This window comes from Sphingomonas sp. 1185 (assembly GCF_040544655.1).
GTDB lineage: Bacteria > Pseudomonadota > Alphaproteobacteria > Sphingomonadales > Sphingomonadaceae > Sphingomonas.
On the sequence record NZ_JBEPKL010000002.1, the window covers coordinates 136,610 to 160,613 of the forward strand.

A 24,004-nucleotide genomic window follows, 5' to 3' on the forward strand; every position below is an offset into this window, starting at 1 on the left:
GATGGCGATCGAGATCAAGATGCCGGCCCTTTCGCCGACCATGGAAGAGGGCACGCTCGCCAAGTGGCTCGTGAAGGAAGGCGATACGGTCAAGTCCGGCGACATCATGGCCGAGATCGAGACCGACAAGGCGACGATGGAGTTCGAGGCCGTCGATGAGGGCGTGATCGCCAAGATCATCATTGCCGAGGGCACCGACAATGTGAAGGTCGGCACTGCCATCGCGCTGCTGGCCGAAGAGGGCGAGGACGTCGCGACCGCCGCTGCCTCGGGCAGCCGTTCGGGCGAGGCCGCCAACGCCGCGCCGAAGAACGAGGCGACCGACTCCAATTCGCCGCCGATGCCCGAGGGCGCGGCGGCCGCCGAGCAGGAGAGCGGCACGCAGAAGCTGGTCGCCGCCGCCGAGCAGGAAGCGCCCGCCTCGCCGGAAATCCCGGAAGGCACCGAGATGGTGAAGCTCACCGTCCGCGAAGCGCTGCGCGACGCGATGGCCGAGGAAATGCGCGCCGACGACCGCGTCTTCGTGATGGGCGAGGAAGTCGCCCAGTATCAGGGCGCGTACAAGGTAACGCAGGGCCTGCTGGACGAGTTCGGCGACCGTCGCGTGATCGACACGCCGATCACCGAGTACGGCTTTGCCGGTGTCGGCACCGGCGCCGCGATGGGCGGCCTGCGTCCGGTCATCGAGTTCATGACGTTCAACTTCGCCATGCAGGCGATCGACCACATCATCAACTCGGCCGCCAAGACCAACTATATGTCCGGTGGCCAGATGCGCTGCCCGATCGTGTTCCGTGGTCCTAACGGTGCCGCCAGCCGCGTCGGCGCGCAGCACTCGCAGAATTACGGTCCGTGGTATGCGTCGGTCCCCGGCCTGATCGTGATCGCGCCCTATGACGCGGCCGATGCCAAGGGCCTGCTGAAGGCCGCGATCCGTTCGGAAGACCCGGTCGTGTTCCTCGAAAACGAGCTGATGTACGGCCGTTCGTTCGACGTGCCCAAGCTCGACGATTTCGTCCTGCCGATCGGCAAGGCGCGGATCATGCGCGAGGGCAAGGACGTTACGCTCGTCTCCTATTCGATCGGCGTGGGCGTCGCGCTCGAAGCCGCCGAGAAGCTGGCCGCCGAGGGCATCGACGCCGAGGTCATCGACCTGCGCACGCTGCGTCCGCTCGACACCAAGACGGTGCTGAAGTCGCTCGCCAAGACCAACCGCCTGGTCGTGGTCGAGGAAGGCTGGCCGACCTGCTCGATCGCGTCGGAAATCACCGCCGTCGTGATGGAAGAAGGGTTCGACGACCTCGACGCGCCGGTGCTGCGCGTGACCAACGAGGACGTGCCGCTGCCCTACGCCGCCAACCTCGAGAAGCTGGCGCTGGTCGACGCGAACAAGGTCGTCGCGGCGGTCAAGAAGGTCACCTATCGCGGCTAAGCGGCGGGTTATCTTATGATCTGAAGGGGGCCTTCCGGGAGACCGGGAGGCCCTTTTTCGTGGCCGCCGCCTGTGCGAAGGGCAAGGGATGACCGATGCTCCTGCCGCCACCACACCCCCGCCCGCGATTGAGGCGGTGATGCGCGAACAGGCGCTGGCCGTGGGTTATGCGCCAGCATCGGCGCGCGACGGCTTCGCGGCGCTGCTCGATCTGGATCACCAACTCGCCTCGATCCTGCAAAGCACGACCGACCCGATGATCGGCCAGATGCGGCTGACCTGGTGGTATGAGGCGCTGGAAAAGCTCGACCGTGAGCCTGCCCCGGCGCATCCGGTACTCCAGCGGCTGGCGGCGACGGTGTTGCCCGGCGGAGTGCGGGGAGCCGACCTCGCACCGATGATCGAGGCGTGGGAGGCGCTTCTCGATGATGGCGAGCCGCTGGACGACGAACGGGTGGCACTTCATGCAAGCGCACGGGGCGGGTTGTTGTTCGCCTCGATCGGGCGGTTGCTGGGTGGCGAGGGGTGGGAACCTCTCGGGATCGCCTGGGCCAAGGCCGACCTGGCCGGGCATATCAGCGACAAGCCGCTGGCGGATCGAATCGGCGCACAGGCCCTGGGCGAGCTGGACACCGCGCTGTCGCCGAAGCGGGCGCGAGGGACGCGGGGGTTGAGCGGCCTGGGTGTCCTGGCCCGTGAAGGTTTGCGCCACCCGGACCGCCTGCCAGGCCATCCCCTCCGCGCGGCGCGGCTGGCGTGGCATGGTTTGACGGGGCGCTGACGTCCTTGGCCTGGAGATAGTGCCGTACCCCGGCGAAGGCCGGGGTCCAGTTGCGCTGCCCTATCGACGGCGCGAGACCTTTGCCTCCCCCGCCGATCCGGGGCGCTCCACAGGCTGCACAGAAACTGGACCCCGGCCTTCGCCGGGGTACGCCGAGCATTGGGAATGGCGCTCCCTCCCACCGTTCAGCCTGAGCGAAGTCGAAGGCCACGGGAATCCCTTGCCGCCCGCCTATAACCCCGGTTACCCATAAGCCCGTCTGACGGGGGGAGACGGGACCGATGTGGCGCTATCTGGCCGGAGGGTTGGGCACGCTGGTGCTGGTGGGGGCAGGGCTGTTCCTGTGGGGCAGCCGACCCGACACACCATCCCCACTCCCCGCCGCAAGTGCCGCTACGGCGGCCTCCCCGCAAGCCGGAGAGGACGACACGCCGCTTCCCGAAGCGTCCGCCCGCACCCGCGAGCAGAAGCGCTTCGACCGCTACGACAAAGACCGCGACGGCGCGATCACCCGCGAGGAATATCTCGCCGCGCGGCGCAAGGCTTACGCCAAGCTGGACCGCGACGGCGACGGCAGGCTGTCGTTCGACGAATGGGCGGTGAAGGCCACGACCAAATTCGCCAACGCCGACCGCGACAGGTCCGGCGCGATGAACGCGGCCGAGTTCGCCACCACCGCCGTCAAGCGTCGACCGGCTCGGGCGAACTGTCCTCCGGCGCGAACGGCACCGGCTGAGGCACCGGAGGCGGCCCCGGCGGAAGAGAGTTGAGCCAGCCGGGCAGCGCCTCGCGCGCGCGGTCGGTGTACATCTTCTTGCGATCGGCCTTCTTGGTCCGGCCGGGAATGGGCGGGAATAGGCCGAAATTGACGTTCATCGGCTGATAGGTCTCGGCCTCGGCCAGCCCGGTGATATGACCCAGCAGCGCGCCCAACGCGGTTTCGACCGGCGGCGGCGCGATGGTCTTGCCGGTCAGCTCGGCCGCCGCGAAACGTCCGGCCAGCAGGCCGATGGCGGCGCTCTCGATATAGCCCTCGCAACCCGTGATCTGGCCCGCGAAGCGCAGATTGGGCCGCGACTTCAGCCGCAGCGTCGCGTCGAGCAGCTCGGGCGAGCGGATGAAGGTGTTGCGGTGCAATCCGCCCAGCCGCGCGAACTCGGCCTTTTCCAGCCCCGGAATAGTGCGGAAGATGCGGATCTGCTCGGCATATTTCAGCTTGGTCTGGAAACCGACGATGTTCCACAGCGTGCCCGCCGCATTGTCCTGGCGCAGCTGGACGACGGCATAGGGCCAGCGCCCGGTGCGCGGATCGTCGAGGCCGACACCCTTCATCGGCCCGAAGCGCAGCGTGTCGACGCCGCGTTCGGCCATGACCTCGACCGGCATACAGCCATCGAAATAGGGGGTGTTCTTCTCCCACTCGCGGAACTCGGTCTTCTCGCCGTCGAGCAGCGCCTGATGGAAGGCCAGATACTGGTCCTTGTCCATCGGGCAGTTGATGTAATCCTTGCCCGTGCCCTTGTTCCAGCGGCTCTGGAACCAGGCGACGTCCATGTCGATCGACTCGCGGTGGACGATCGGCGCGATGGCGTCGAAGAAGGCCAGCGCCTCCGCGCCGGTCGCCTCGCCGATGCCGCCCGCCAGCGACGGCGCGGTCAGCGGGCCGGTGGCGATGATCGCGGGTCCTTCCGGCAACGCATCGATCCGCTCGCGAACGATGGTGATGTTGGGATGCGCCGCAAGCGCGGCCGTGACACCGGCCGAAAAGCCGTCGCGGTCCACCGCCAGCGCCGAACCGGCAGGCACGGCATGGACATCGCCCTTGGCCATGATGATCGAGCCAAGCGCGCGCATCTCCTGATGGAGCAGGCCGACCGCGTTGGAGGTCGCATCGTCCGAGCGGAAGGAATTGGAACAGACCAGCTCGGCCAGATCGCCGCCATGATGGGCGGGCGTGGTGTCCGCGCCGCCGCGCATTTCGGACAGGCGCACCTTCAGCCCCGCTTCCGCAAGCTGCCACGCGGCTTCCGAGCCCGCCAGCCCGCCGCCGATCACATGAATGTCATAGGTCATCGCGTCGCCTTAGACCCGGAAGCGCCGGGGTGGAAGCACTTGCGCCGATGCGACACCGCCGCCACCTCCGGAGCATGACGACCATCTTCACCATCGGCTATGAGGGCGCGACCGTCGACGGGTTCCTCGCGACGCTGAAACAGGCGGGGGTCGCGCGGCTGATCGACGTCCGCGCGCTGCCGCTGTCGCGGCGGCCCGGCTTTTCCAAGTCGCCGCTGGCCGCCGCCTTGCGCGAGGTCGGGATCCATTATGTCCACCTCAAGGATCTGGGCACGCCGAAGCGCGGGCGGGATGCGGCCAAGAAGGGCGATGTGGGGACGCTGCGCGACGTCTATGACGATCAGCTGGCGCTGCCCGAGGCGCAGGCGGCGGCGGCGCGGATGCTCGATCTGGCGGGCGAGATGCCGTCCGCCTTGCTCTGCTACGAACGCGATCCCTGCCATTGCCATCGCACCCTGTTGCTGGAGGCGGTGGGGCAGGGGATGACGGTGGTCGACCTCTATGTCTGATCAGACCGCGACCAGGTCCACGAAGCTGGCCGTGCGGTCGCGCAGCGCGCCGATGGTTTGGCCCAAAGCCTGCGCCAGGCCGTGGAGCGCGCCCGCTTCCTGATCGATCCGGGTCGCATCCTGCTGGATCTGCGCGACCTGTCGCCCGATTTGGTGCGCGGCCGTCACCGACTGTTCGACATTGCCCGCGATCGCGGTGGTCGCGACGCCTTGCGCCGCCACCGCCAGGTCGATCGCCTGAGAGATGGCGCCGATCGCCCCGACCGCCTCGCAAAGCTGGCCCTGTTCGGCGACGAGCGCGTGCAGGTTGGTCTTGACCTCGGCGATGTTGCGCGCGGCGTTCTGTGCGGCCTCGCGGGTCTGGCTGGCGAGCGCCTTGACCTCATGCGCGACGACCGCGAAGCCGCGTCCGGCCTCGCCAGCGCGCGCGGCCTCGATCGCGGCGTTCAGCGCGAGCAGGTTGGTGCGGGCCGATACCGCCTCGATCAGCGCGAGCAGCGCGTCGATCGCGGTGGCGCTGTCGGCCAGGGCATCGGCGCGGAGGCCGGTGGCGGCGATCCGGTCGCCGACCGTGCGGCGGATATCGCGCGCCTTGTCCATGTCGCGGGTGATCGAGGCGAAGGCATCGGCCAGGCCCCGCCCGCGCGCCGCGGTGTCGCCCAGCGCCGAACGGCTTTGCTCGACCGCCTCGGTCATGCATGTCGCGCCTATCTGGGTTTCGCCCGCATAGCGCGCCAGATCGCCCGCCACGCGGCCCATATCGCCGGTCGCGCGGGCCAGCGTGTCCGACAGGATGGCGATATCGGCCAGGAAGTCGTGCGCCGCGCCGTCGATCCGACGTGCCCGCGCCATTCGCTCCTGCGCCAGCGCGATTTGCGCATCGGCCGCCTGCCGCGCGATCGTGGCGGCATCCAGCGTGCCCTCGAAAACACCCTTCTTCGTCAGGATCAGCGCGTCGGGCGCGCCCCAATCGGCATGGAGCGCCAGCTTTTCGGCGATGCTCGCCCCGACCTCGCAACAGGGATGGGCGCGGACATAACCATCCAGCGTCGCGCCGAAATCGGGATTTTGCAGCAGCGCATGGCCGAAGGGATTGTAGAGCAGCCCCTTCACGTCCCGCTCACGGATCGCGCCGACCGGGCGGCGCTCGGCGTCCAGCACCGGCAGCAGCCGCATGTCGGGATGCTGCCGGAACAGGCCGATCGCCGCCGTCAACGACGCATCGGCGTCGATCACCGGGGCTTGGGGCACGGCGACCCCGGAGGAGAAGACGGGCGGCTTCATCGCCTCCGTCCCTAGGTCATCAACCGTAAACGCCGTGTTAGGAATTGATGACGTTTTCGTGACGCAACGCCATCAATTTCCTTGCGATCACCCCAAAACGGGCAGGCGGACCGTCCCGTCCGTATCGCGTTTCATCGGACCATAGGCCAGCACTGCCGTCAGCGGCAGCGGCGCATAGAGATGCGGGAAGAGCTGGCCACCCCGGCTCTCTTCCCACTTCACCGCCCCGCCCATCGCCGCCAGATCGACCGCCGCGATGTGCAGGTCGTCCTGGCCGGCGAAATGCTTGTCGACCGTGTCGGTCAGCTGGGCGGCGGTGGACAGATGGATATAGCCATCGGCCATATCCACGGGGGCGCCCGCAAAGGCGCCCTCCTGTTCCAGCGCCGCCATCTGATCGGCGGTCAGCACCTTATAGGCGGTGGCGGGCTGGCTCATTCGCCATCCTCGGGTCCGGCGGCGAGGTTCTCGCCGACGACCGCGTCGGGCTCGGGCGCGATGTCGGACGTGCCGTCGGCCAGGTTCATCTCGGCATCCTCCTCGGTCTCCTCGATGCGCGCGGCCGAGACGACATGCTCGCCCGCCGCCACGTTGAAGAGCCGCAGCCCCGCCGAGCCGCGCCCGATGACGCGAAGCGACGCCAGCGACATGCGGATCAGCTTGGCCTGGTCGGTCACGAGCATCAGCTGATGCCCCTTGGATGCAGGGAAGCTGGCGACGACATCGCCGTTGCGGGCGATATTGTCGATGTTCGTGATGCCCTGGCCACCACGGCCCGTGCGGCGATATTCATAGGCCGAGGACAGCTTGCCATAGCCGTTCGCGCAGACGGTCAGGATGAACTGCTCGGAGTTGCGCAGCTCTTCATACCGCTCCACCGACAGCTCGGGCTCGCCTTCCTTCTCGCCCTTCCAGGGGGCGAAGCGCAGATAAGCCTCGCGCTCCTCCTGGGTGGTGCCGACGCGGTGCAGGACCGAGAGCGAGATGACCTCGTCCTCGCCCTTCAGCGCGATGCCGCGCACGCCGGTCGAGGTACGGCTCTGGAACTCGCGCACATCGTCGGCGGCGAAGCGGATCGCCCGGCCGCAACGGGTGGCGAGCAGCACGTCGTCCTGGGCACCGAGCAGCGCGACACCGATCAGCCGGTCCTCGCTCTCGTCGTCGAAGCGCATCGCGATCTTGCCGTTCGAGGGGACGTTGGTGAACGCGTCCATCGAGTTGCGGCGCACCGCGCCCTTGGCGGTGGCGAACATGACGTGGAGCTTGCCCCACTCCGCCTCGTCCTCGGGCAGCGGCAGCACGGTCGAGATGGTCTCGCCGGGTGCCAGCGGCAGCAGGTTGACCATCGGCCGCCCGCGCGTGGCTGGGCCGCCTTCGGGCAGGCGCCACACCTTGTAGCGATAGACCTTGCCATGGTTCGAGAAGAACAGCACCGGCGTATGGGTGCTGGTCACGAACAGCTCGGTGACGACGTCCTCGTCCTTGGTCGCCATGCCCGAGCGGCCCTTGCCGCCCCGGTTCTGCGCGCGGAAGGCGTCGAGCGGGGTGCGCTTGATATAGCCCTGCATGGTCACGGTGACGACCATGTCCTCGCGCTCGATCAGGTCCTCGTCGTCGATGCCATCGGCGGCGGCGGCGATTTCCGAGCGGCGCGGGGTGGCGAACTGGTCGCGGATCGCCACCAGCTCGCCGCGCATGACCTCGTACAGCTTCACGCGGTTGGCGAGGATTTCGAGCAGCTCGGTGATCGAGTCCGCCAGACCCTTCAACTCGTCGCCGATCTCGTCGCGACCCAGCGCGGTCAGGCGATGCAGGCGCAGGTCGAGGATCGCGCGGACCTGGGTCTCGGACAGGCGATAGGTGTCGCCAAAGCCCTCGCTTTCGACTGCTTCGACCAGGCGAATGTACGGCGCGATCTCGGCGATCGGCCATTCGCGGGCGAGCAGCGCCTCACGCGCGGCGACCGGCGAGGCCGAACCCCGGATGATCCGCACCACTTCGTCCAGGTTCGTCACCGCGATGACGAGGCCCAGCAAGATGTGCGCCCGCTCACGCGCCTTGGCCAGTTCGAACTTGGAGCGGCGGGTGATGACCTGCTCGCGGAACTGGACGAAGGCCTGGATGATGTCGCGCAGGTTCAGCAGTTCGGGCCGCCCGCCGCGAATGGCAAGCATGTTGGCCGGGAAGCTGGTCTGGGCGGGGGTGTGCCGCCACAGCTGGTTGAGCACGACCTCCGGGGTCGCATCGCGCTTCAGGTCGATGACGATGCGAACGCCTTCGCGGTTCGATTCGTCGCGAATGTCGCTGATCCCCTCGATCCGCTTTTCCTTGGCGGCCTCGGCGATCTTTTCAACGAGCGCGTTCTTGCCCTGCTGATAGGGGATTTCGGTCAGGACGATGGCCCGGCGGTCGCCGCGCATCTCCTCGATCTCGTGACGCGAGCGCACGATGATCGAGCCGCGCCCGGTCTGATAGGCCGAGCGCGCGCCCGAACGGCCCAGGATCAGCGCGCCGGTGGGGAAGTCGGGGGCGGGGACGATCTCGTTGAGTTCCTCGACCGTGATCGCGCCGTTTTCCATGTACGCGAGACAAGCATTGACCACCTCGCCCAGGTTATGCGGCGGGATGTTGGTCGCCATGCCGACCGCGATACCGCCGGCACCATTGACCAGCAGGTTCGGGTACTGGGCGGGCAGGACCGAGGGTTCGCGCTCCGAGCCGTCATAGTTGGGCTGGAAGTCGACCGTATCCTTGTCGAGATCGTCGAGCAGCGAGTTGGCGACCTTGGCCAGGCGCGCTTCGGTGTAACGCATCGCGGCGGGCGGATCGGGGTCCATCGAGCCGAAGTTGCCCTGGCCGTCGATCAGCGGCACGCGCATCGACCAGTCCTGCGCCATGCGGGCCAGCGCGTCATAGATCGCGCTGTCGCCGTGCGGGTGGTATTTACCCATGACGTCGCCGACGATGCGCGCCGACTTGCGGTACGGCTTGCCCGCGACGAAGCCGCTCTCGGCGGCCGAATAGAGGATACGGCGATGGACGGGCTTCAGGCCGTCGCGCACATCGGGCAGCGCACGCGCCACGATCACACTCATCGCATAGTCGAGATAGCTCGACTTCATCTCGTCGACGATGGAGATCGTCGAAATATCGGAAGGTTCCGCGAGGGTCGTCTCGTCGGCCAAAGTCTGTTGCTTTCCGGCTTGATGGTCAGATGGGAACCAAGGGTACTAGCCGAGCGTGAGCCGCCTGACCACCCCCGCGCGACCCCATTCGCGAGGGGCCGTTCGGGAGCAACGGCGGGCGCGGAGCGGGTCGGCGGGGATGGGCCCGGCGCCTATGCTCCCCCTCGGCAGCAGGATCGCGGGACTTTTCGAGGCGCTGGTCGCCGACGGGAGTAAACGGCGACCAGCCAGGACCTTATGCCGTCCCGGCGATTTCGGCGACATGTCGCAGATGTTACTATTCTGTCATGACGTTGTCGTAACAAGGGTTTGACGGGTCAGGGCTGGACCTCCTTGCCCTCCCAGTCGAACAGCTTGCCGCTGTCGGGCGCGCGCAATCCGTCGAGGACGTCGAGCAGTTGCACGGCGGCGCGGTCGGCGGCGAACAGGCCGCCGGGGCGGACATTGCCCTGGAACGGCCTGGACAGCGCGGTATCGACGGTGCCGGGGTGCAGGGCGACGACGATCGAGCGGTCGTTGCGCCGCTTGTGTTCGATCGCCAGCGTGCGGATGAACTGGTTCAGCGCCGCTTTGGACGCGCGATAGCCGTACCAGCCGCCCATGCGATTGTCCGAGATCGAGCCTACCCGCGCCGACAGCGCCGCGAAGATCGTCTTGCCGGTGCGCGGCATCAGCGGCAGCAGGTGCTTGGCGACCAGCGCCGGGCCGATCGCGTTGACCGCGAAATTGCGCGCCAGCCATGCGGGCGACAGCTGGTCGATCGCCTTTTCGGGCCCCTGTTCGCCGTCATGCAGCAGGCCGGTGGCGACGATCACCAGATCGGGGGCAGGGCCGCTGGCGATTCGCGCGGCGGCGGCGGCGATGCTGGCCTCGTCCTCCAGATCGATATGCGCGTCGCCGGTCATCGAGCGGGCGAAGCGGGCGACGGCGATCCCTTCTTCTTCCAGCGCGTCGGCAAGGGCTCCGCCAATCCCGCCCGAAGCGCCGATGACGATCGCCCGTTTCCACTCGCTCATCGCACGAATCTCCATAGGGTCGGCGTGCTCGCCTCGGCATCGAACGCATAGCCGTCGCTATCGAAACCGCGCATCGTATCGGTGTCGGTGATGGCATGCTCGACCATCCAGCGCGCCATGGCGCCCCGCGCCTTCTTGGCGTGGAAGCTCACGAAGCGGTCACCCTCGCGGAAATCGACGCCGATCACGCGGATGGACGCGGGCAGCTTGCCGTCGACGGCATGCCAATATTCCTGGCTGGCCAGATTCAGGATGGTGCCGGTCCCCTCCGCCTCGACCTCCTCGGCCAGGCGCGCGGCGATCCGGTCGCCCCACCAGTCGGTCAGCTTGTCCCCGCGCGGCGCCCAGCGCGTGCCCATTTCCAGCCGATAGGGACGCATCGCGTCCAGCGGGCGGAGCAGCCCGTAAAGCCCCGACAGCATCCGCAGATGATCTTGCGCGAACAGGATCGCGGGCTCGTCCAGCGTCTTGGCCTCCAGCCCGGTATAGACGTCGCCCGCAAAGGCGAACATCGCGGGCCGCTCGGGCGCGTCGGCGAAGTCGCGGAACCGTTCGGCATTCAGCTTGGCGAGCGCGGGCGAGATGCGCATCAGCGCGGACAGCTTCTCTTCGCCTAGGCCCGCGGCGGCGGCGGCCAGCGCGTCCGCCTCGACCGCGAAATGCGGGCGGGTGGGGGCGAGATCGGGGAGGGGGCTCTGGTAATCGAGCGTCTTGGCGGGGGAAATGACGGCAATCATGATGGCGCACGCGCTAGCGGGCGGAGCGTTCGCGTTCAATCCGCGTTCAGCGGCTGACGGATAGGGTGGCACGCATCATCGCTTTGCTTGAACGGGACGAGACCTGTCCCTACAAGCGCGCCATCGACGGTTCCGGACCTGACAGGCTCTATTCTTGGAGAGAATTCGCATGAAAATCATTCCGAAACTCGCGCTGGCGGCGGTGCTTGCGACGGGCGTAGGTGGCGTTGCGCTGACCGCGCCGGCCGTTGCGCAGAAGAAGGGCAAGGAGCAGGAAGCCGGTGGCCTGAAGCTCAGCCCCGAGGCGCTCAAGGCGGCGCAGGCGGCACAGCCGGTGCTGCAGCAGAAGAATTATGCCGCCGCCGATCCGCTGGTGTCGGCGGTCGAGGCTGCGGCCAAGACCGAGGACGACAAGTATATCGCGGCCGCGATGCGCTACGAACTCGAATCGGGCAAGCTGTTCGCCGCCCAGCAGGCGAACCCGAACGCGCCGATCGACGAGGCCCCGCTTGCCAAGCCGCTCGACGTGCTGATCGCCAGCCCTTCGACCCCGGTGACGGACAAGCCGCGCTATGTCTATCGTCGCGGCGCGCTGGCCTATAATGGCAAGCAGTATCCGATCGCGCTGAAATATTTCGAACAGGCGCAGCAGCTGGGTTACAACGACCCCAACCTGCCGCTGCTGATCGTCAAGGCGAAGATGGAGACGGGCGACGTCGCGGGTGCCAACGCCGCGCTGGCCACCACCATCGACCAGATGAACGCCTCGGGCCAGAAGGCGCCGGAGGATTATTACAAGTACGCCATCGGTCGCGCCAACAAGAGCAAGATGGTCCCCGAGACGCTGACCTGGATGCGCAAGTGGATCGTCGCCTATCCGACGCCCCAGAACTGGCGCAACGCGCTGGTCATCTATGGCCTGCAGCCGGGTTCGCTGGCGACGCTGGACAAGAACCAGAAGCTGGACCTGTTCCGCCTGATGCGCGCCTCCAAGTCGCTGGCCGACCAGAACGACTATATGGAATATGCGCAATATGCGACCGACAAGGGCCTGCCCGCCGAGGCGGAAGCGGTCCTGAAGGAAGGCATGGCGACCGGCAAGATCCCGGCCGGTAACGCCACCGCCAAGGCGATGCTGACCGCCGCCGCCGCCAAGAGCCGCCAGGAAGGCTCGCTCGCTCCGACCGAGGCGCGCGCCAAGTCGGCGGGCGACGGCAAGCTCGCCGCGCTGACCGCCGAGGCCTATTACGGCCAGGGCAATTATGCCAAGGCGGCCGAGCTGTACCGCACCGCGCTGCAAAAGGGCGGCGTCGATGCGGGCGAGGTGAACACCCGCCTCGGCATCGCGCTCGCCGCGCAGGGCGACAAGGCCGGTGCCACCGCCGCCTTCGACGCCGTGAAGGGCGCCCCGCGCGCCGATCTGGCGGGCTTCTGGAAGGCCTGGCTCTCGACCCAGGCATAAGGTCATCGTCCGCGCCGATCCGGTCGGCGCGGTCCGGTCCTGCGGAAAGGCCTCGGCGAAAGCCGGGGCCTTTTCCGTTCCGGGGGAGATGCGCGAAGCTCCCTCCCACCCGCCGTTCAGCCTGAGCGCAGTCGAGGGCCACGGGATTGCGCTCGCCTGGAAGGAAACCGCAGGGCGTGCGCTTCGACTTCGCTCAGCGCGAACGGCTGTCGGGTCAGCAGCCCCAAGCACTGCCTGCGCCCCGCCCTCCGTTCGGCCCAAGCGCAGTCGAAGGCCACGGGATTGCGCTCGCCTGGAGGGAGGCCGCAGGGCGTGTGCTTCGACTTCGCTCAGCACAAACGGCTGTCGGGTCAGTAGTCCCAGGCCCCGCCCGCGCCCCGCCCTCCGTTCAGCCTGAGCGCAGTCGAAGGCCACGGGAATACGCTCGCCTGGAAGGAAACCGCAGGGCGTGCGCTTCGACTTCGCTCAGCGCGAACGGCTGTCTGGTCAGCGGCCCCAAGCGCCGCGCGCGCCCCGCCCTCCGTTCAGCCTGAGCGCAGTCGAAGGCCACGGGATTGTGCTCGCCGGGAAGGAAGCCGCAGGGCGTGTGCTTCGACTTCGCTTAGCGCGAACGGCTGTCGGGTCAGTAGTCCCAGGCACCGCCCGCGCCCCTCTCTCCGTTCAGCCTGAGCGCAGCCGAAGGCCACGCGAATTCCTGGAAATTGAATTGCCCCGGCAGATCGAGGCCCAAGAAAAAAACCGGCCCCCCTCGCGGAAGGCCGGTTTCCTGTCTTGCCAAAAACCCGTGGGTCAGTCCGCTTCGATCGGAATCCCCGACACCTGCTTGGCGGTGCGAATGGTCAGCGAGGTCTTGACGCTGGCGACGTTGGGCGCCGGTGTCAGATGCCCGGTCAGGATTTCCTGGAAGCTCTTGAGGTCCGACGCGACGATCTTCAGGATGAAGTCGATCTCGCCGTTCAGCATATGGCATTCGCGCACTTCGGGGATACCGGCGACATGCGCCTCGAACGCGGCCAGGTCATGTTCGGCCTGGCTGCGCAGCGACACCATCGCGAAGACGGTGATCGGAAAGCCCAGACGCGCGGCGTCCAGATCGGCGTGATAGCCCCGGATCGCCCCCGCTTCCTCCAGCGCGCGGACGCGACGCAGGCAGGGCGGGGCGGTCAAACCGACGCGTTCGGCGAGTTCGACATTGGTCATACGGCCATCGGCCTGCAACAGCGCCAGGATCTGCCGATCGATGCGATCGAGCGCCATTACACGATACTCCACATAAAAAGCCGATTCCCTATGTTCGTTTGCGGCTGGATATAAGAAAATTACGCACTACCGCAATTGTCTCACTTTGCAACGGCATGTCGCGTGATATTTGCAGGTTACCAGTTGGAAGGATAAAGACGTTACGTCAGGGTCCTCAGGGGCCATGGCCCAAGCGTAAAGGGAGCTCTGTGCGGTTCGACGACAGTCTGGCGACGATTCTTTCGGCCGACACTGCGACGCCATTCGGCGCGCAGACTGCCTGGCGGCAGCTTGTCGACCTGATGAGTCGCGGGCGGGTTCCCGCAGATCCGCCGATGCTGGCGCGACTGGCGGCGTTGCGCGATATCGTGCCCGAGCCCGTTCGTGCCGCCAGCGCCCGCATGCTGCGTCAGGGCCCGGCACCGGTCGCGCTGGTCGCCTTCTTCGCCCAGGACGATCTGCCCGTCGCGGGGCCGGTCCTGCGCTCGGTGACCCTGGCGGATGCGGACTGGCTGGCGATCCTGCCCCGGCTGACGCCCGGCACCCGATCGATCCTCCGTCATCGTCGAGATTTGTCGGAAACGGTGCAGCGGGGACTGGAGAGCTTCGGCGCGGTCGATTTCGTCCTGCCGCACTTCGGCGCGGAGGCGGTGGCCGATCCCGAACCCGTCACCGTGGCGCCGACCCCATCCCAGCCGCAAAGCTGGCCGATCGCCCGCGACACGCCCCCGCCGCCGCCCGCCGCCGCGCCATTGCCGCCGCAGGAGCCGCCGGTCGCCGAACAGCCGCCGCTGTCCATCCTGCTCGATCCCGTGCCGACCCAGCCCGCCACGCCGTTCGTCGCGCTGGGGCAGGTGGCCCGGACCCTGCCCTTCATGGCCGAGGCGATGCGCCATGCCGAGCCCGCTTCCGCCCCCCCGCGCTATGAGATCGCCGATCTGGTCGCCCGGATCGACGCGTTCAACCAGCGCCGCGAAGAAGTGGCGGGGGCGACCCCGAGCCATGCGGGCCCGGCGCATTTCGATTTCGAGACCGACACGCGTGGACTGATCCTGGGCGTCGATGGCGTCGCGCGCGGGCCGCTGGTCGGCGTCAGCATCGCCGAGACCGTGATGCAGGGGCTGGCGCAGTTCGACGGCGTGGCGATGGGGGCGTTTCGGCGCCGCTCGCCCTTCCGCGACGCCCGGCTGGAGATTGGCGGTGCATCGGAAGCGGCGGGATCGTGGCGGGTTTCGGCCATGCCCTATTTCGACCCGTTGACCGGCCAGTTTCTGGGCTATCGCGGCAGCGGGCGGCGGCCCCGGCGCGACGAGATCGCCAATGCGGTCGGCGCCGACACGGCGTCGGACAAGGCTTCGTCCGATTCGCTGCGCCAGCTGGTCCACGAACTCCGTACCCCCGCCAATGCGGTGGCGGGCTTTGCCGAACTGATCGAAAGCGAGCTGCTCGGCCCCGTCGCGCCGGTCTATCGCGACCGGGCATCGGCCATCCGGTCGATGGCGGCGGACCTGCTCGCCTCGGTCGAGGATCTCGACACGGCGGCGCGGATCGAGGGACGGGTGCTGGAGCTGCGGCCGACCGTCGTGCCGCTCGAGCCGCTGATCCGGCGCATCCTGACCGAACTCCACCCGCTGGCCGAGTTGCGCCGTGCGGAAATCCGTTTCGAGGCGCCCGAGCAGGCGATCACCGCCCTGGCGGACGACCGCGCGAGCGAGCGGCTGATCACCCGACTGTTCTCCGTCCTGCTGTCCAATTGCGTGGTCGGCGAGCGGCTGGCCGCCGGGCTGGCGATCGATCAGGGCATGGCGGTGCTGCGCGTCGACCGGCCGCTGGCCCTGACCGTCGAGACCGAGGGCGCGCTGCTCAGCGAGGCGGGCGACGAGGATCAGCGTGACGGTGCGCCGCTGCTCGGCACCGGCTTTTCGCTGCGGCTGATCGACAAGCTGGGCGCGGAAATGGGCGGCGGCCTGACCATCGGGCTCCACCGGGTCGTGTTGGCGCTGCCGCTCGGCGGGGAGCAGCGCGCGGGACAGGCGTCGCGCCGCTGAAGCCGACCATGCCGACCCGGCCCTGGCGCCCCGACCCGCCGAGTGCGGAGGAACGGATCGACTGGCCCGCCGATTTCGGCACCCGCTTCCTGGTCACCGTCGATGTCGAGGAGGAATTCGACTGGTCCGCGCCGCTCGATCGGCGGCACCGTGCGACGACGGCGATGCGGGCCTTCCCGGCGGCGCATCGGCGCTTTGCCGCGGCGGGCGTCGGGCTGACCTGCATGGTCGACTATCCGGTCGCGGTCGATCCGGCGTCGGTCGCGATCCTGTCCGAGTGTCTGAACGACGGGCGGTCGGAAATCGGGGCGCAGCTTCACGCCTGGGTCACCCCGCCCTACCGGGAGGTGGTCGACCCCTTCACCAGCCATGCGGGCAACCTGCCCCCCGCGCTGGAAACGGCCAAGCTCGATACGCTGACCCAGGCATTGGCGCAGGGTTTCGGCACGGGGCCGCGCATCTTCCGGTCGGGGCGCTATGGGTTGGGGCCGTCCTCGCTGGGCCTGTTGGCGGAGCGGGGCTATCGGATCGACAGCTCGATGCGCGCGCTGCACGATTATGGCGACGAAGGGGGCATGGATTTCGGCGGCATCGCGGCGCATGGCTTTCGCCGTGACGGGATGATCGAGTTGCCGCTGACCAGTGTGTTCGACGGGCTCTTGGGGCGATGCGGACCGCGCCTCTATCGGTGCGCGGGACAGGTCCCATATGGTCGCGGAATGCTGGCACGGGCGGGGTTGCTCAACCGGATACCGTTGACGCCTGAAGGGGTGGGTATCGCCGATGCGCTGGCGGGGATCGACCGGGCATTGCAGGACGGTGTCCGCCTGCTGGTCTTTTCCTTTCATTCCCCGACGCTGGAGCCGGGGCATACCCCCTATGTCCGCGATGCGCGCGACCGGACGCAGTTCGATCGGTGGTGGGATGCGGTGTTCGACCGGCTGGCCGAACGGGGCGTCCTGTCCACCACGGTCTCGGATATACTCGCGGCGCTCGACCGGCGCTCCGGCTGACACCGGCGGGCGACCAGGACGGCCGCCCGCCGGTCGGGGATCAGCGCTTCATCGCCTCGATCAGCTTCTTGACGTCCTGGCTGCGACCGCGCGGCAGGATCAGGATGTCGTCGCCGCTCGCCACGACGATCAGATTCTCGACATCGACCGCCGCGACGCGCACCCGGTCGGTGCGGATCAGACAGTTCTTGGTATCGATCGCCAGCACTTCGCCGCGATGCGCATTGCCGAAACCGTCCAGCTCGCTGATCGCGTGCAGCGCGTCCCAGCTGCCGACATCGTTCCAGCCCATCGCGACCGGCACGACCGCGACGCGATCGGCGCGCTCCATGACCGCGTAGTCGATCGAATCGGACGGGCAGGCGGCGAAGTCGGCCTCGTTGGGGCAGATGCGCTTGCCCTCATGCGTGGCGCCGCGCATCGCCTTTTCGGCGGCGACGAGCATTTCGGGGGCGTGCTGGCCCAGTTCCTCCAGATAGCGGTCGGCACGGAACAGGAAGATGCCGCCGTTCCATGCATAGTCGCCGCGCGCCAGCATCGCCTCGGCACGTTCCAGGCGGGGCTTCTCGACGAAGCGCGCGACCTGGTTGACCCCCGGCGCGATCTCGCGGCCGACCTGGATCCAGCCATAGCCGGTCTCGGGCTTGTCGGGCGAGATGCCGAAGGTCGCGAGCCAGCCCTGCGACACCATCGGCAGCGCGGCGCGGATCGCGGCATGGAACGCGTCCAGATCGGCGATGACATGGTCGGACGGCATGACCAGCAGCACGTCCTCGGGCTTGGCGGCGAGCGCGGCGAGTGCGATGGCGGGCGCGGTGTTGCGCGCCACCGGCTCGAGGATCAGCGCCTGGGCCGGGGTGCCCGCGGCGACCAGCTGGTTCTCGACCAGATCGGCATGCCGTTGGCCCGCGACGATGATCGGTGCCGCGAAGTCTTCCGAATTGGTGCGTTGCGCGGTCAGCTGCAACATGGTCTCGTCCGAGGTCAGCGCGAGCAGCTGCTTGGGCATTTCCGGCTTGGACATGGGCCAAAGTCGCGTGCCGGAGCCGCCGGACAGGATGACCGGAACGATCGGATTGTGCATGAATGCCCCTTTGTTGATCCGCCATCGCCGATCGGATGACGGTTTCGCCTATAACGCGCCCATAACGCATATCTTCACGCTTCGTTTGTCATTCCGTGTAAAAATTGGGACAGTCGTGCGTTCAAGGGGGTGACGAGTAGCGTCCGGTCGATGATCCGTGTGTTCAAACACTATGTCCCCCATGCGGTTCTGCTGCTCGGGTTGGTCGATTTCACGCTGCTGCTGCTCGCCTCCGAGCTGGGGTGGCGGTTGCGGGCCTGGCAGATCGGCTATCCGGTCGGTGCGGCGATCGACCGCTGGCCGCAGATATTGAGCTTTGCCGCGCCGCTTCAGATCGCGCTGCTGGCGGTGGGGGCCTATTCAACCGCGTCCTTTCTGTCGTTGCGCTTCGCGGCGGCGCGGTTGATGGTCGCGGTGTCGCTGGGCGTCATCTTCCTGTCGCTGATCTTCTTCTTCTTTCCGGCGGTCTCCTATTGGCGATCGAGCCTGTTGTTCGCGATGATGTTTGCGATCCTTCTGCTGGTCGTCATGCGTGGCGCGTTAGGGCGGCTGCTGGGCGGGGACCGGTTCAAGCGGCGGGTGATCGTGATGGGGGCGGGGCCCCGCGCCGCCCAGATCGTCGAGCTGGCCGAGCGGCCGGGTGCCAATTTCCTGGTGGTCGGGGTGATCGCCATGTCCGATGCCGAAAGGGTGCTGCCACAGGCCATCCACCGCGAGGATATTCCCAATCTCCAGGCGTTCGTCGTCGGTCGCGAGGTGGTGGAGGTCGTGCTGGCGCTGGAGGAACGCCGCCGCGCCTTGCCCTATCAGGACCTGTTGCGTGTCCGGACGGCGGGCGTGCAGGTGTTCGAGCTGTCGAGCTTTCTGGAGCGCGAAACCGGACGGATCGACCTGGCGTCGGTCAGCCATAGCTGGCTGATCTTCTCCGACGGCTTCTCGTCGGGGCGCGTGCGCTCCGTGATCCTCAAGCGGGCGTTCGACGTCACGGTCAGCCTGGCGCTGCTGGTCGCGGCGGTGCCGATCATCGCGATCACCGCCATCGCCATCCGGCTGGAGTCGAAGGGGCCCGTCTTCTATCGCCAGCGCCGTGTCGGCCTGTTCAACCAGGCGTTCGACATCCCCAAGCTGCGCTCGATGCGGCAGGATGCCGAGCTGGCCGGGCAGGCGGTCTGGGCGGAAAAGGACGATCCGCGCATCACGCGCGTCGGCCGCTTCATCCGCAAGGTCCGGATCGACGAACTGCCGCAGATCTGGTCGGTGCTGAAGGGCGAGATGAGCTTTGTCGGCCCGCGCCCCGAACGCCCGCAATTCGTGGAGCAGCTCGAACAGCAAATTCCCTTTTACGCCGAACGGCATATGGTAAAGCCGGGGATCACCGGATGGGCGCAGCTCAACTATCCCTATGGCGCCTCGATCGACGATGCGCGGCACAAGCTGGAATATGACTTGTACTACGCCAAGAATTATTCGCCCTTCCTCGACGCGCTGATCCTGCTCCAGACGCTGCGGGTCATCCTGTGGCCGTCGGGCGCGCGGTGAGCGACGCGGCCGGGCCGGGGGCCCCGGCGGCCAGCCCCTATCCGATGCTGCGGCGCAAGCGGCGACTCTGGCGTCGGGGGCGGTTGCCGCTTCGCGTCCGGCTGATCGGCGTGTTGGCGGCGATCGCGCTGGCGGTGGGGGCGCTGCTGGTCCAGCTGTTCACCGCGAAGCCGCCGGTCGACCCCGTGCTGGCGCTGCGCAAGGCGAGCGTCGCGCTGGAGGCGGGCAATTATCACGCCGCGCACGACCAGGCGCTCCAGGCCGCCGCCGCCGCGCCGCGCTCCGGGCCAGCGCAGATGATGCTCGCCCGGACGAGCCTGTTGCTGGGGCAGGGGGTGACGGCGGAGGCGGCGCTGGACCGCGCGCTGGCCGACGGCGTGCCAGAGGTCGAGACGCTGGCCGCACGGGCGGAGGCGCGCTGGTCGCTGGGCAATCTGGCGGGCGCGCAAGAGGCGGTCGATCGCATGCCCGCGCAGCAGGACGCCGCGATGATGCGCGCCGCCGCCCAGGTTCGTGCCGCCCGCGCCGATGGCGCGACGCTTCGCCGGATGTTGCAGGCGGTCGTGGCGCGCTTTCCGAACGATGGGCGAAGCTGGACCGATCTGGGTCGCAGCCGGTTCGGCGCGGGCGACATGCTGGGCGCGAGCGAAGCCGCGACCCGCGCCGCCGCGCTGGCCCCCGCGGATCCGGCGGCGCTGACCCTGCAGGCCGAGGTGGTGCGCGCGCGCTATGGCCTGGCGGCGAGCCTGCCCTGGTTCGAGGCGGCGTTACGGCGCGATGCCTATTATCATCCGGCGCTGATCCGTTATGCCGCGACGCTGGGCGATAGCGGCCGTTCGAGCGATGCGCTGGCGGCGACCCGCAGGGCGCTGGTGTCCGAGCCGGGCAGTCCTGAGGCATTCTACCTCCAGGCGGTGATCGCCGCGCGGGCGGGGCGTTTCGCCTTGGCGGAGGGCGTGCTGGAGCAGACACGCGGCGCCTTGTCCTATCGTCCCGCCGTCGTGCTGCTCAACGGTTTGCTGGCCTATGCCCAGGGGCGGCCGCAGCGGGCGGTGCGGGTGTGGGGGCGACTCGTCGCGATGCAGCCGATGAACGTCGCCGCCCGTCGCCTGCTGGCGGCGGCGCAGATCGCGACGGGGGATCGCCCCGCCGCGCTGGCGACGCTTCGCCCGATCCTGAGCCGGGCGGATGCCGATGGTTATGCGCTGCGTCTCGCGGCGTTCGCGGCCCCGGCGGGGGAGGGGGCGGGGCTGATCGACCGGATCGCGCAGGCGCATGTCGGCGAAGCGGCGATCTTTCGCCCCGACCGCCCGCTGGGCGACCTGGCCATCGCGGCGGAAACCTCGCCGACCGACCCGACCTATGCGCTGGGGGTCATTCGCGCGCTGGCCAGCCAGGGGGACCGGGCAGGCGCGCTTGCCAAAGCGCAGGCGCTGGTCCGCGCCACGCCGGGGGCCCCGGCCGCGCTGCTGGCCTATGGCGATGTGCTGGCGACCATCGGCCGCCAGGCGGAGGCGCTGGGCCCCTATGCCCGCGCGGCCGATCTGACCTTCGACGAGCCGACGATGTTGCGGCTGGTCGACGGCTATGGGCGAGCCGGGCGGGCCAGGGATGCCGCCGTCGCGCTCGGCCTGTATCTCTCGCAAAACCCGCAGAGCGTGCCCGCGCGCCGTCTGCTCGGACGGTGGCAGCTGGTCGCCGGGGAATGGGATGCCGCGATCGAAACGCTCGAAGGATTGCGGATGCAGCTGGGGCCGGACGACGTCGCGCTGCTCCACGATCTGGCGCTGGCCTATGCCGGGGCGGGGGACGGGCTGGTCGCGCGGCGTTACGGCGCCGTGGCCTATGGGCTGGCGCCTATGAACGCGGCGGCGGCGGATGCCTATGGCGTGGCGCTGGCGGCGGCGGGCGAGACGGAGGGCGCGCGTCAGCTCTTTGACAAGGCGCTGGCGCTCGCCCCCGGCAATCCGGTCATTGCGGGGCATCGCGCCGCGCTCTGACGCCTGTCGGTCTTTGCAGCGGGGTGTCCGCGCCGTAGAAGCGCGGGCATGACCGACCTTCCCGTTTCCGTGCTGGAGCGCATCGCCGCCGCGCTCGAACGCCTGGCCCCCGCGCCCATCGCCTCCGCCGATCCGCTGGCGCATCCCGCCTATCTGTGGCGTGACGGCGTGCTTCGGCCGGTGCGCGGCTTCGCGCCGCTGCCGCTGGACCTGTTGCAGGGGCTGGACCGTCAGCGCGAGGCGCTGCTCACCAATCTGACCCGGCTGGCCGAGGGGCATGCGGCGCAGGACGTGCTGCTCTGGGGCGCGCGGGGCACGGGCAAGTCGGCGCTGGTGAAGGCCAGCGTGGCGGCGGTACAGGCGGCGCGGCCCGGTCGTCTGGCGCTGGTGTCGGTCGATACGCTCGACAGCCTGCCCACGCTGTTCGCACTGCTGGAAGGGGTGGACCGGGCCTTTGCGCTGTTCATCGACGATCTGGGTTTCGACGAGGCGGGCGAGGCGCGCAAGCTGCGCTCGCTGCTCGACGGCGGGGCGGAGGCGCGGCCCGCGCATGTCCGCTTGCTGGTCACCGCCAATCGCCGCCACCTGCTGCCCCGCGACCTGAGCGAGCAGGACAGCGCGATCAATCCGCGCGACGTGGTGGACGACCAGCTGGCGCTCGCCGACCGTTTCGGCCTGAGCCTGGGCTTCCACGCGCTCGACCAGGACGGCTATCTGGCGATCGTCCGTGCCTATACCGAGCGCCACGACCTGCCGTTCGACGGGGCCGAGGCGGTCCACTGGGCGACCCGGCGCGGCAGCCGCTCGGGGCGGGTGGCCTGGCAATATATCGTCGACCTGGCGGGACGGATGGAGCGGGTCCTGTAAGAGAAATTTCGTTTCGGTGAAAAAACCTCTTGCGCCGATCCGAGCCGCTGGCTATTGGCGCGCCTCCAGCACGGATCGGCCTTCCCGAAAGGCTCTGAAAACCGATCCGTACTCTCTAGTCGGGGAGTAGCTCAGCCTGGTAGAGCACTGCCTTCGGGAGGCAGGGGCCGGAGGTTCGAATCCTCTCTCCCCGACCATTTCATCATCGCGAACATGACGCACCCCTTGCGGGGAAGACCCGACGCGTACGCCGTTTGCTGGTGCGATAGCGCCCTGCATCGCGATGATGGCGGGCATCCTTGTTCCGCTGCTCACCCCTCCCGGTTCATTGCGGCGTTGGCATTCGCCATCCGCCCTCAAGAGCCGCAGGAGCTGGCCCTGACAATCAGCTCATAGGGAAGCTCGATCGAGGATCGGGCGCTCTCCGGACCATCGCTGCGGTCTGCCAGCAGGCTCACGGCGGCCGCCGCCATTTCGCAATTGGGTTGCCGGATCGTCGTCAGCTGCGGCCAGGCCATGCGGGCCAGCTGGGCGTCATCGAACCCGACGATGGACAATTTCTGCGGCACGGCGATCTGCGCCCGCATCGCAGCCACCAGCACGCCCAGCGCCATCTCGTCGTTGCTCGCGAAGATCGCGTCGGGTGCGCGGGGGCCCTGGAGCAGTGCCTCCGCCGCGACGATGCCGGATCGGAAGGTGAAGTCACCCTGGACCACCAACCGGTCGTCGGGCGGCGTCCCGGCGGCGTCCATGGCATCGCGAAACCCAAGCCAGCGGCGATGGGTCGCGCTATGGGTCGGGTTGCCCTTGATGAAAGCGATGTCGCGGTGGCCCAGCGCGATCAGATGCTCCGCCATGGTGCGGGCCGCCGCGCGGTCGTCGATGCTGACATAGGGTGTCCGGTCGACATCGTTGCCCGGCGCGATGCGGACCACGGGCACCGCATGCCGCTCGAAGATCGCGATCAGGTCGGCGCAGTCGCAAATGGGCGGGGTCAGGATCGCTCCCCCCAGCTTCAGCCCGACCAGGCTGTCCTCCAGCCTCGCCTGCCAGTCGGAACGGTCGAGCGAGATGGTCTCGATGACCACATGGCGGCCGAGCGATCGCGCCCGCTCTAGCGCGCCGAGCAGGACGTCATTGGCATAGCTGCACGCCGGGTCGTCGAAGAACAGCCCGATGAGGAAGGAGCGGGTGCTCGACAGGCTGCGGGCGAACGTGTTGGGCCGGTAGTTCAATTCCGCCACGACGCGCGCAACGGCCTCGCGCACCGCCGGGCGGACATGCGCTTCGCCGTTGATGACGCGCGAGACGGTCTTGGGGGAAACGCCGGCCTGCCGGGCCACGTCCTTGATGGTAAGCGCCTTCATCGAAACATCCGGCCGGAAGACAAGGAGCGGCACGCCGGGGTCAAGCGTCCCATATGGCGTCATCTTATGCAATCGGATGCGGCCCGCAATCATGCCGTGCCCCAGGGGCAGTCTCGATAGGAGACGGGCGATCGATATCGTCGTCGCGAAGTCCGGAAAGCATCGGGACGCCGACGGCACGCCCTGCGAAACGCGCTGCTCCCGTCGCGAAGGACAAGGGAAGTGTGGCGGCGGAACCACAGTCATCCGGTTGATTCACCGGGCGATCCCGGTACCGGTCAATTTTGTTGACACCGATGTCATGCCGTATAGCGTGATATGGCAAAATAATACGCCGACGCGATCGGTGAAACGCGGTCCGTGAAGGT

General features: G+C 68.3%; 19 protein-coding genes and 1 tRNA gene. 11 read left to right on the forward strand and 9 right to left on the reverse strand.

The window, feature by feature from the left end; genetic code table 11:
- The first annotated feature begins 1 nt into the window (after position 1).
- The 3 genes from ABIC44_RS02895 (at position 2) to ABIC44_RS02905 (ending at position 2,983) form a co-directional block, all read left to right on the forward strand.
- Positions 2 to 1,432: a pyruvate dehydrogenase complex E1 component subunit beta gene (locus tag ABIC44_RS02895; RefSeq protein WP_354293510.1), complete on the forward strand. Its 1,431-nt coding sequence runs from the start codon at positions 2 to 4 to the stop codon at positions 1,430 to 1,432.
- Positions 1,433 to 1,520: 88 nt separating this feature from the next.
- The gene (locus tag ABIC44_RS02900; RefSeq protein WP_354293512.1) at positions 1,521 to 2,213 is read left to right on the forward strand and encodes a squalene/phytoene synthase family protein; all 693 of its coding nucleotides are present in this window, start codon (positions 1,521 to 1,523) and stop codon (positions 2,211 to 2,213) included.
- A 281-nt stretch (positions 2,214 to 2,494) separates the two neighbouring features.
- A complete protein-coding gene (locus ABIC44_RS02905) occupies positions 2,495 to 2,983 on the forward strand; it encodes an EF-hand domain-containing protein (protein WP_354293514.1) in 489 nt (162 codons plus the stop codon).
- Here the strand turns inward: ABIC44_RS02905 and trmFO are convergent.
- Positions 2,895 to 4,286, reverse strand: coding sequence for a methylenetetrahydrofolate--tRNA-(uracil(54)-C(5))-methyltransferase (FADH(2)-oxidizing) TrmFO (gene trmFO / locus ABIC44_RS02910; protein WP_354293516.1), 1,392 nt, complete (start codon positions 4,284 to 4,286; stop codon positions 2,895 to 2,897). The genes ABIC44_RS02905 and trmFO overlap by 89 nt on opposite strands.
- Before the next feature lie 74 nt (positions 4,287 to 4,360).
- On the opposite strand from trmFO, the gene ABIC44_RS02915 reads away from it, so the two are divergent.
- Entirely contained in the window at positions 4,361 to 4,795 is a 435-nt protein-coding gene (locus ABIC44_RS02915) for a DUF488 domain-containing protein (RefSeq protein WP_354293517.1), read from the forward strand.
- On the opposite strand, the gene ABIC44_RS02920 is transcribed toward ABIC44_RS02915, so the two are convergent.
- The 5 genes from ABIC44_RS02920 to ABIC44_RS02940 all read right to left on the reverse strand — a co-directional run bounded on the left by ABIC44_RS02920 (position 4,796) and on the right by ABIC44_RS02940 (position 11,017).
- Positions 4,796 to 6,079 carry a methyl-accepting chemotaxis protein gene (locus tag ABIC44_RS02920; RefSeq protein WP_354293519.1) on the reverse strand — a complete coding sequence of 428 codons (1,284 nt, stop codon included), beginning with the start codon at positions 6,077 to 6,079 and terminating at the stop codon, positions 4,796 to 4,798. It lies immediately after the preceding gene.
- Positions 6,080 to 6,166: 87 nt separating this feature from the next.
- Positions 6,167 to 6,517: a DUF952 domain-containing protein gene (locus ABIC44_RS02925; protein ID WP_354293521.1), complete on the reverse strand. Its 351-nt coding sequence runs from the start codon at positions 6,515 to 6,517 to the stop codon at positions 6,167 to 6,169.
- Positions 6,514 to 9,264 carry a DNA gyrase subunit A gene (gyrA, locus tag ABIC44_RS02930; protein ID WP_309694646.1) on the reverse strand — a complete coding sequence of 917 codons (2,751 nt, stop codon included), beginning with the start codon at positions 9,262 to 9,264 and terminating at the stop codon, positions 6,514 to 6,516. Before gyrA ends, ABIC44_RS02925 begins: the two co-directional genes overlap by 4 nt.
- 317 nt (positions 9,265 to 9,581) lie before the next feature.
- Complete coding sequence (locus tag ABIC44_RS02935; RefSeq protein WP_307098062.1) at positions 9,582 to 10,280, reverse strand: SDR family NAD(P)-dependent oxidoreductase; 699 nt, start codon at positions 10,278 to 10,280, stop codon at positions 9,582 to 9,584.
- Entirely contained in the window at positions 10,277 to 11,017 is a 741-nt protein-coding gene (locus ABIC44_RS02940) for a YaaA family protein (RefSeq protein ID WP_354293524.1), read from the reverse strand. Before ABIC44_RS02940 ends, ABIC44_RS02935 begins: the two co-directional genes overlap by 4 nt.
- A gap of 169 nt (positions 11,018 to 11,186) precedes the next feature.
- On the opposite strand from ABIC44_RS02940, the gene ABIC44_RS02945 reads away from it, so the two are divergent.
- Positions 11,187 to 12,479 carry a tetratricopeptide repeat protein gene (locus tag ABIC44_RS02945; protein WP_307098064.1) on the forward strand — a complete coding sequence of 431 codons (1,293 nt, stop codon included), beginning with the start codon at positions 11,187 to 11,189 and terminating at the stop codon, positions 12,477 to 12,479.
- Positions 12,480 to 13,268: 789 nt separating this feature from the next.
- Here the strand turns inward: ABIC44_RS02945 and ABIC44_RS02950 are convergent.
- Positions 13,269 to 13,736, reverse strand: coding sequence for an Lrp/AsnC family transcriptional regulator (locus ABIC44_RS02950; RefSeq protein WP_042487895.1), 468 nt, complete (start codon positions 13,734 to 13,736; stop codon positions 13,269 to 13,271).
- A gap of 191 nt (positions 13,737 to 13,927) precedes the next feature.
- Here ABIC44_RS02950 and ABIC44_RS02955 point away from each other — a divergent pair, with 191 nt between their 5' ends.
- Together ABIC44_RS02955 and ABIC44_RS02960 are read left to right on the forward strand one after the other, a co-directional pair.
- The gene (locus ABIC44_RS02955; RefSeq protein WP_354293525.1) at positions 13,928 to 15,766 is read left to right on the forward strand and encodes a sensor histidine kinase; all 1,839 of its coding nucleotides are present in this window, start codon (positions 13,928 to 13,930) and stop codon (positions 15,764 to 15,766) included.
- Positions 15,767 to 15,774: 8 nt separating this feature from the next.
- The gene (locus ABIC44_RS02960) at positions 15,775 to 16,779 is read left to right on the forward strand and encodes a polysaccharide deacetylase family protein (RefSeq protein ID WP_354293526.1); all 1,005 of its coding nucleotides are present in this window, start codon (positions 15,775 to 15,777) and stop codon (positions 16,777 to 16,779) included.
- Between the two features lie 40 nt (positions 16,780 to 16,819).
- Here ABIC44_RS02960 and ABIC44_RS02965 read toward each other — a convergent pair whose 3' ends face one another.
- Positions 16,820 to 17,863 carry a mannose-1-phosphate guanylyltransferase/mannose-6-phosphate isomerase gene (locus tag ABIC44_RS02965; protein WP_307098067.1) on the reverse strand — a complete coding sequence of 348 codons (1,044 nt, stop codon included), beginning with the start codon at positions 17,861 to 17,863 and terminating at the stop codon, positions 16,820 to 16,822.
- A gap of 150 nt (positions 17,864 to 18,013) precedes the next feature.
- Between ABIC44_RS02965 and ABIC44_RS02970 the strand changes: the two genes are divergently transcribed.
- The 4 genes from ABIC44_RS02970 (at position 18,014) to ABIC44_RS02985 (ending at position 22,466) form a co-directional block, all read left to right on the forward strand.
- Positions 18,014 to 19,402: a TIGR03013 family XrtA/PEP-CTERM system glycosyltransferase gene (locus tag ABIC44_RS02970; protein WP_354293527.1), complete on the forward strand. Its 1,389-nt coding sequence runs from the start codon at positions 18,014 to 18,016 to the stop codon at positions 19,400 to 19,402.
- Positions 19,399 to 21,402, forward strand: coding sequence for a tetratricopeptide repeat protein (locus tag ABIC44_RS02975; RefSeq protein WP_354293528.1), 2,004 nt, complete (start codon positions 19,399 to 19,401; stop codon positions 21,400 to 21,402). The genes ABIC44_RS02970 and ABIC44_RS02975 overlap by 4 nt, the downstream gene beginning before the upstream one ends.
- 48 nt (positions 21,403 to 21,450) lie before the next feature.
- Positions 21,451 to 22,269, forward strand: coding sequence for an ATP-binding protein (locus tag ABIC44_RS02980; protein ID WP_354293529.1), 819 nt, complete (start codon positions 21,451 to 21,453; stop codon positions 22,267 to 22,269).
- A gap of 120 nt (positions 22,270 to 22,389) precedes the next feature.
- A tRNA-Pro gene (locus tag ABIC44_RS02985) sits at positions 22,390 to 22,466 on the forward strand.
- 159 nt (positions 22,467 to 22,625) lie between these two features.
- On the opposite strand, the gene ABIC44_RS02990 is transcribed toward ABIC44_RS02985, so the two are convergent.
- Entirely contained in the window at positions 22,626 to 23,636 is a 1,011-nt protein-coding gene (locus ABIC44_RS02990; RefSeq protein WP_354293530.1) for a LacI family DNA-binding transcriptional regulator, read from the reverse strand.
- Positions 23,637 to 24,004: the final 368 nt, after the last annotated feature.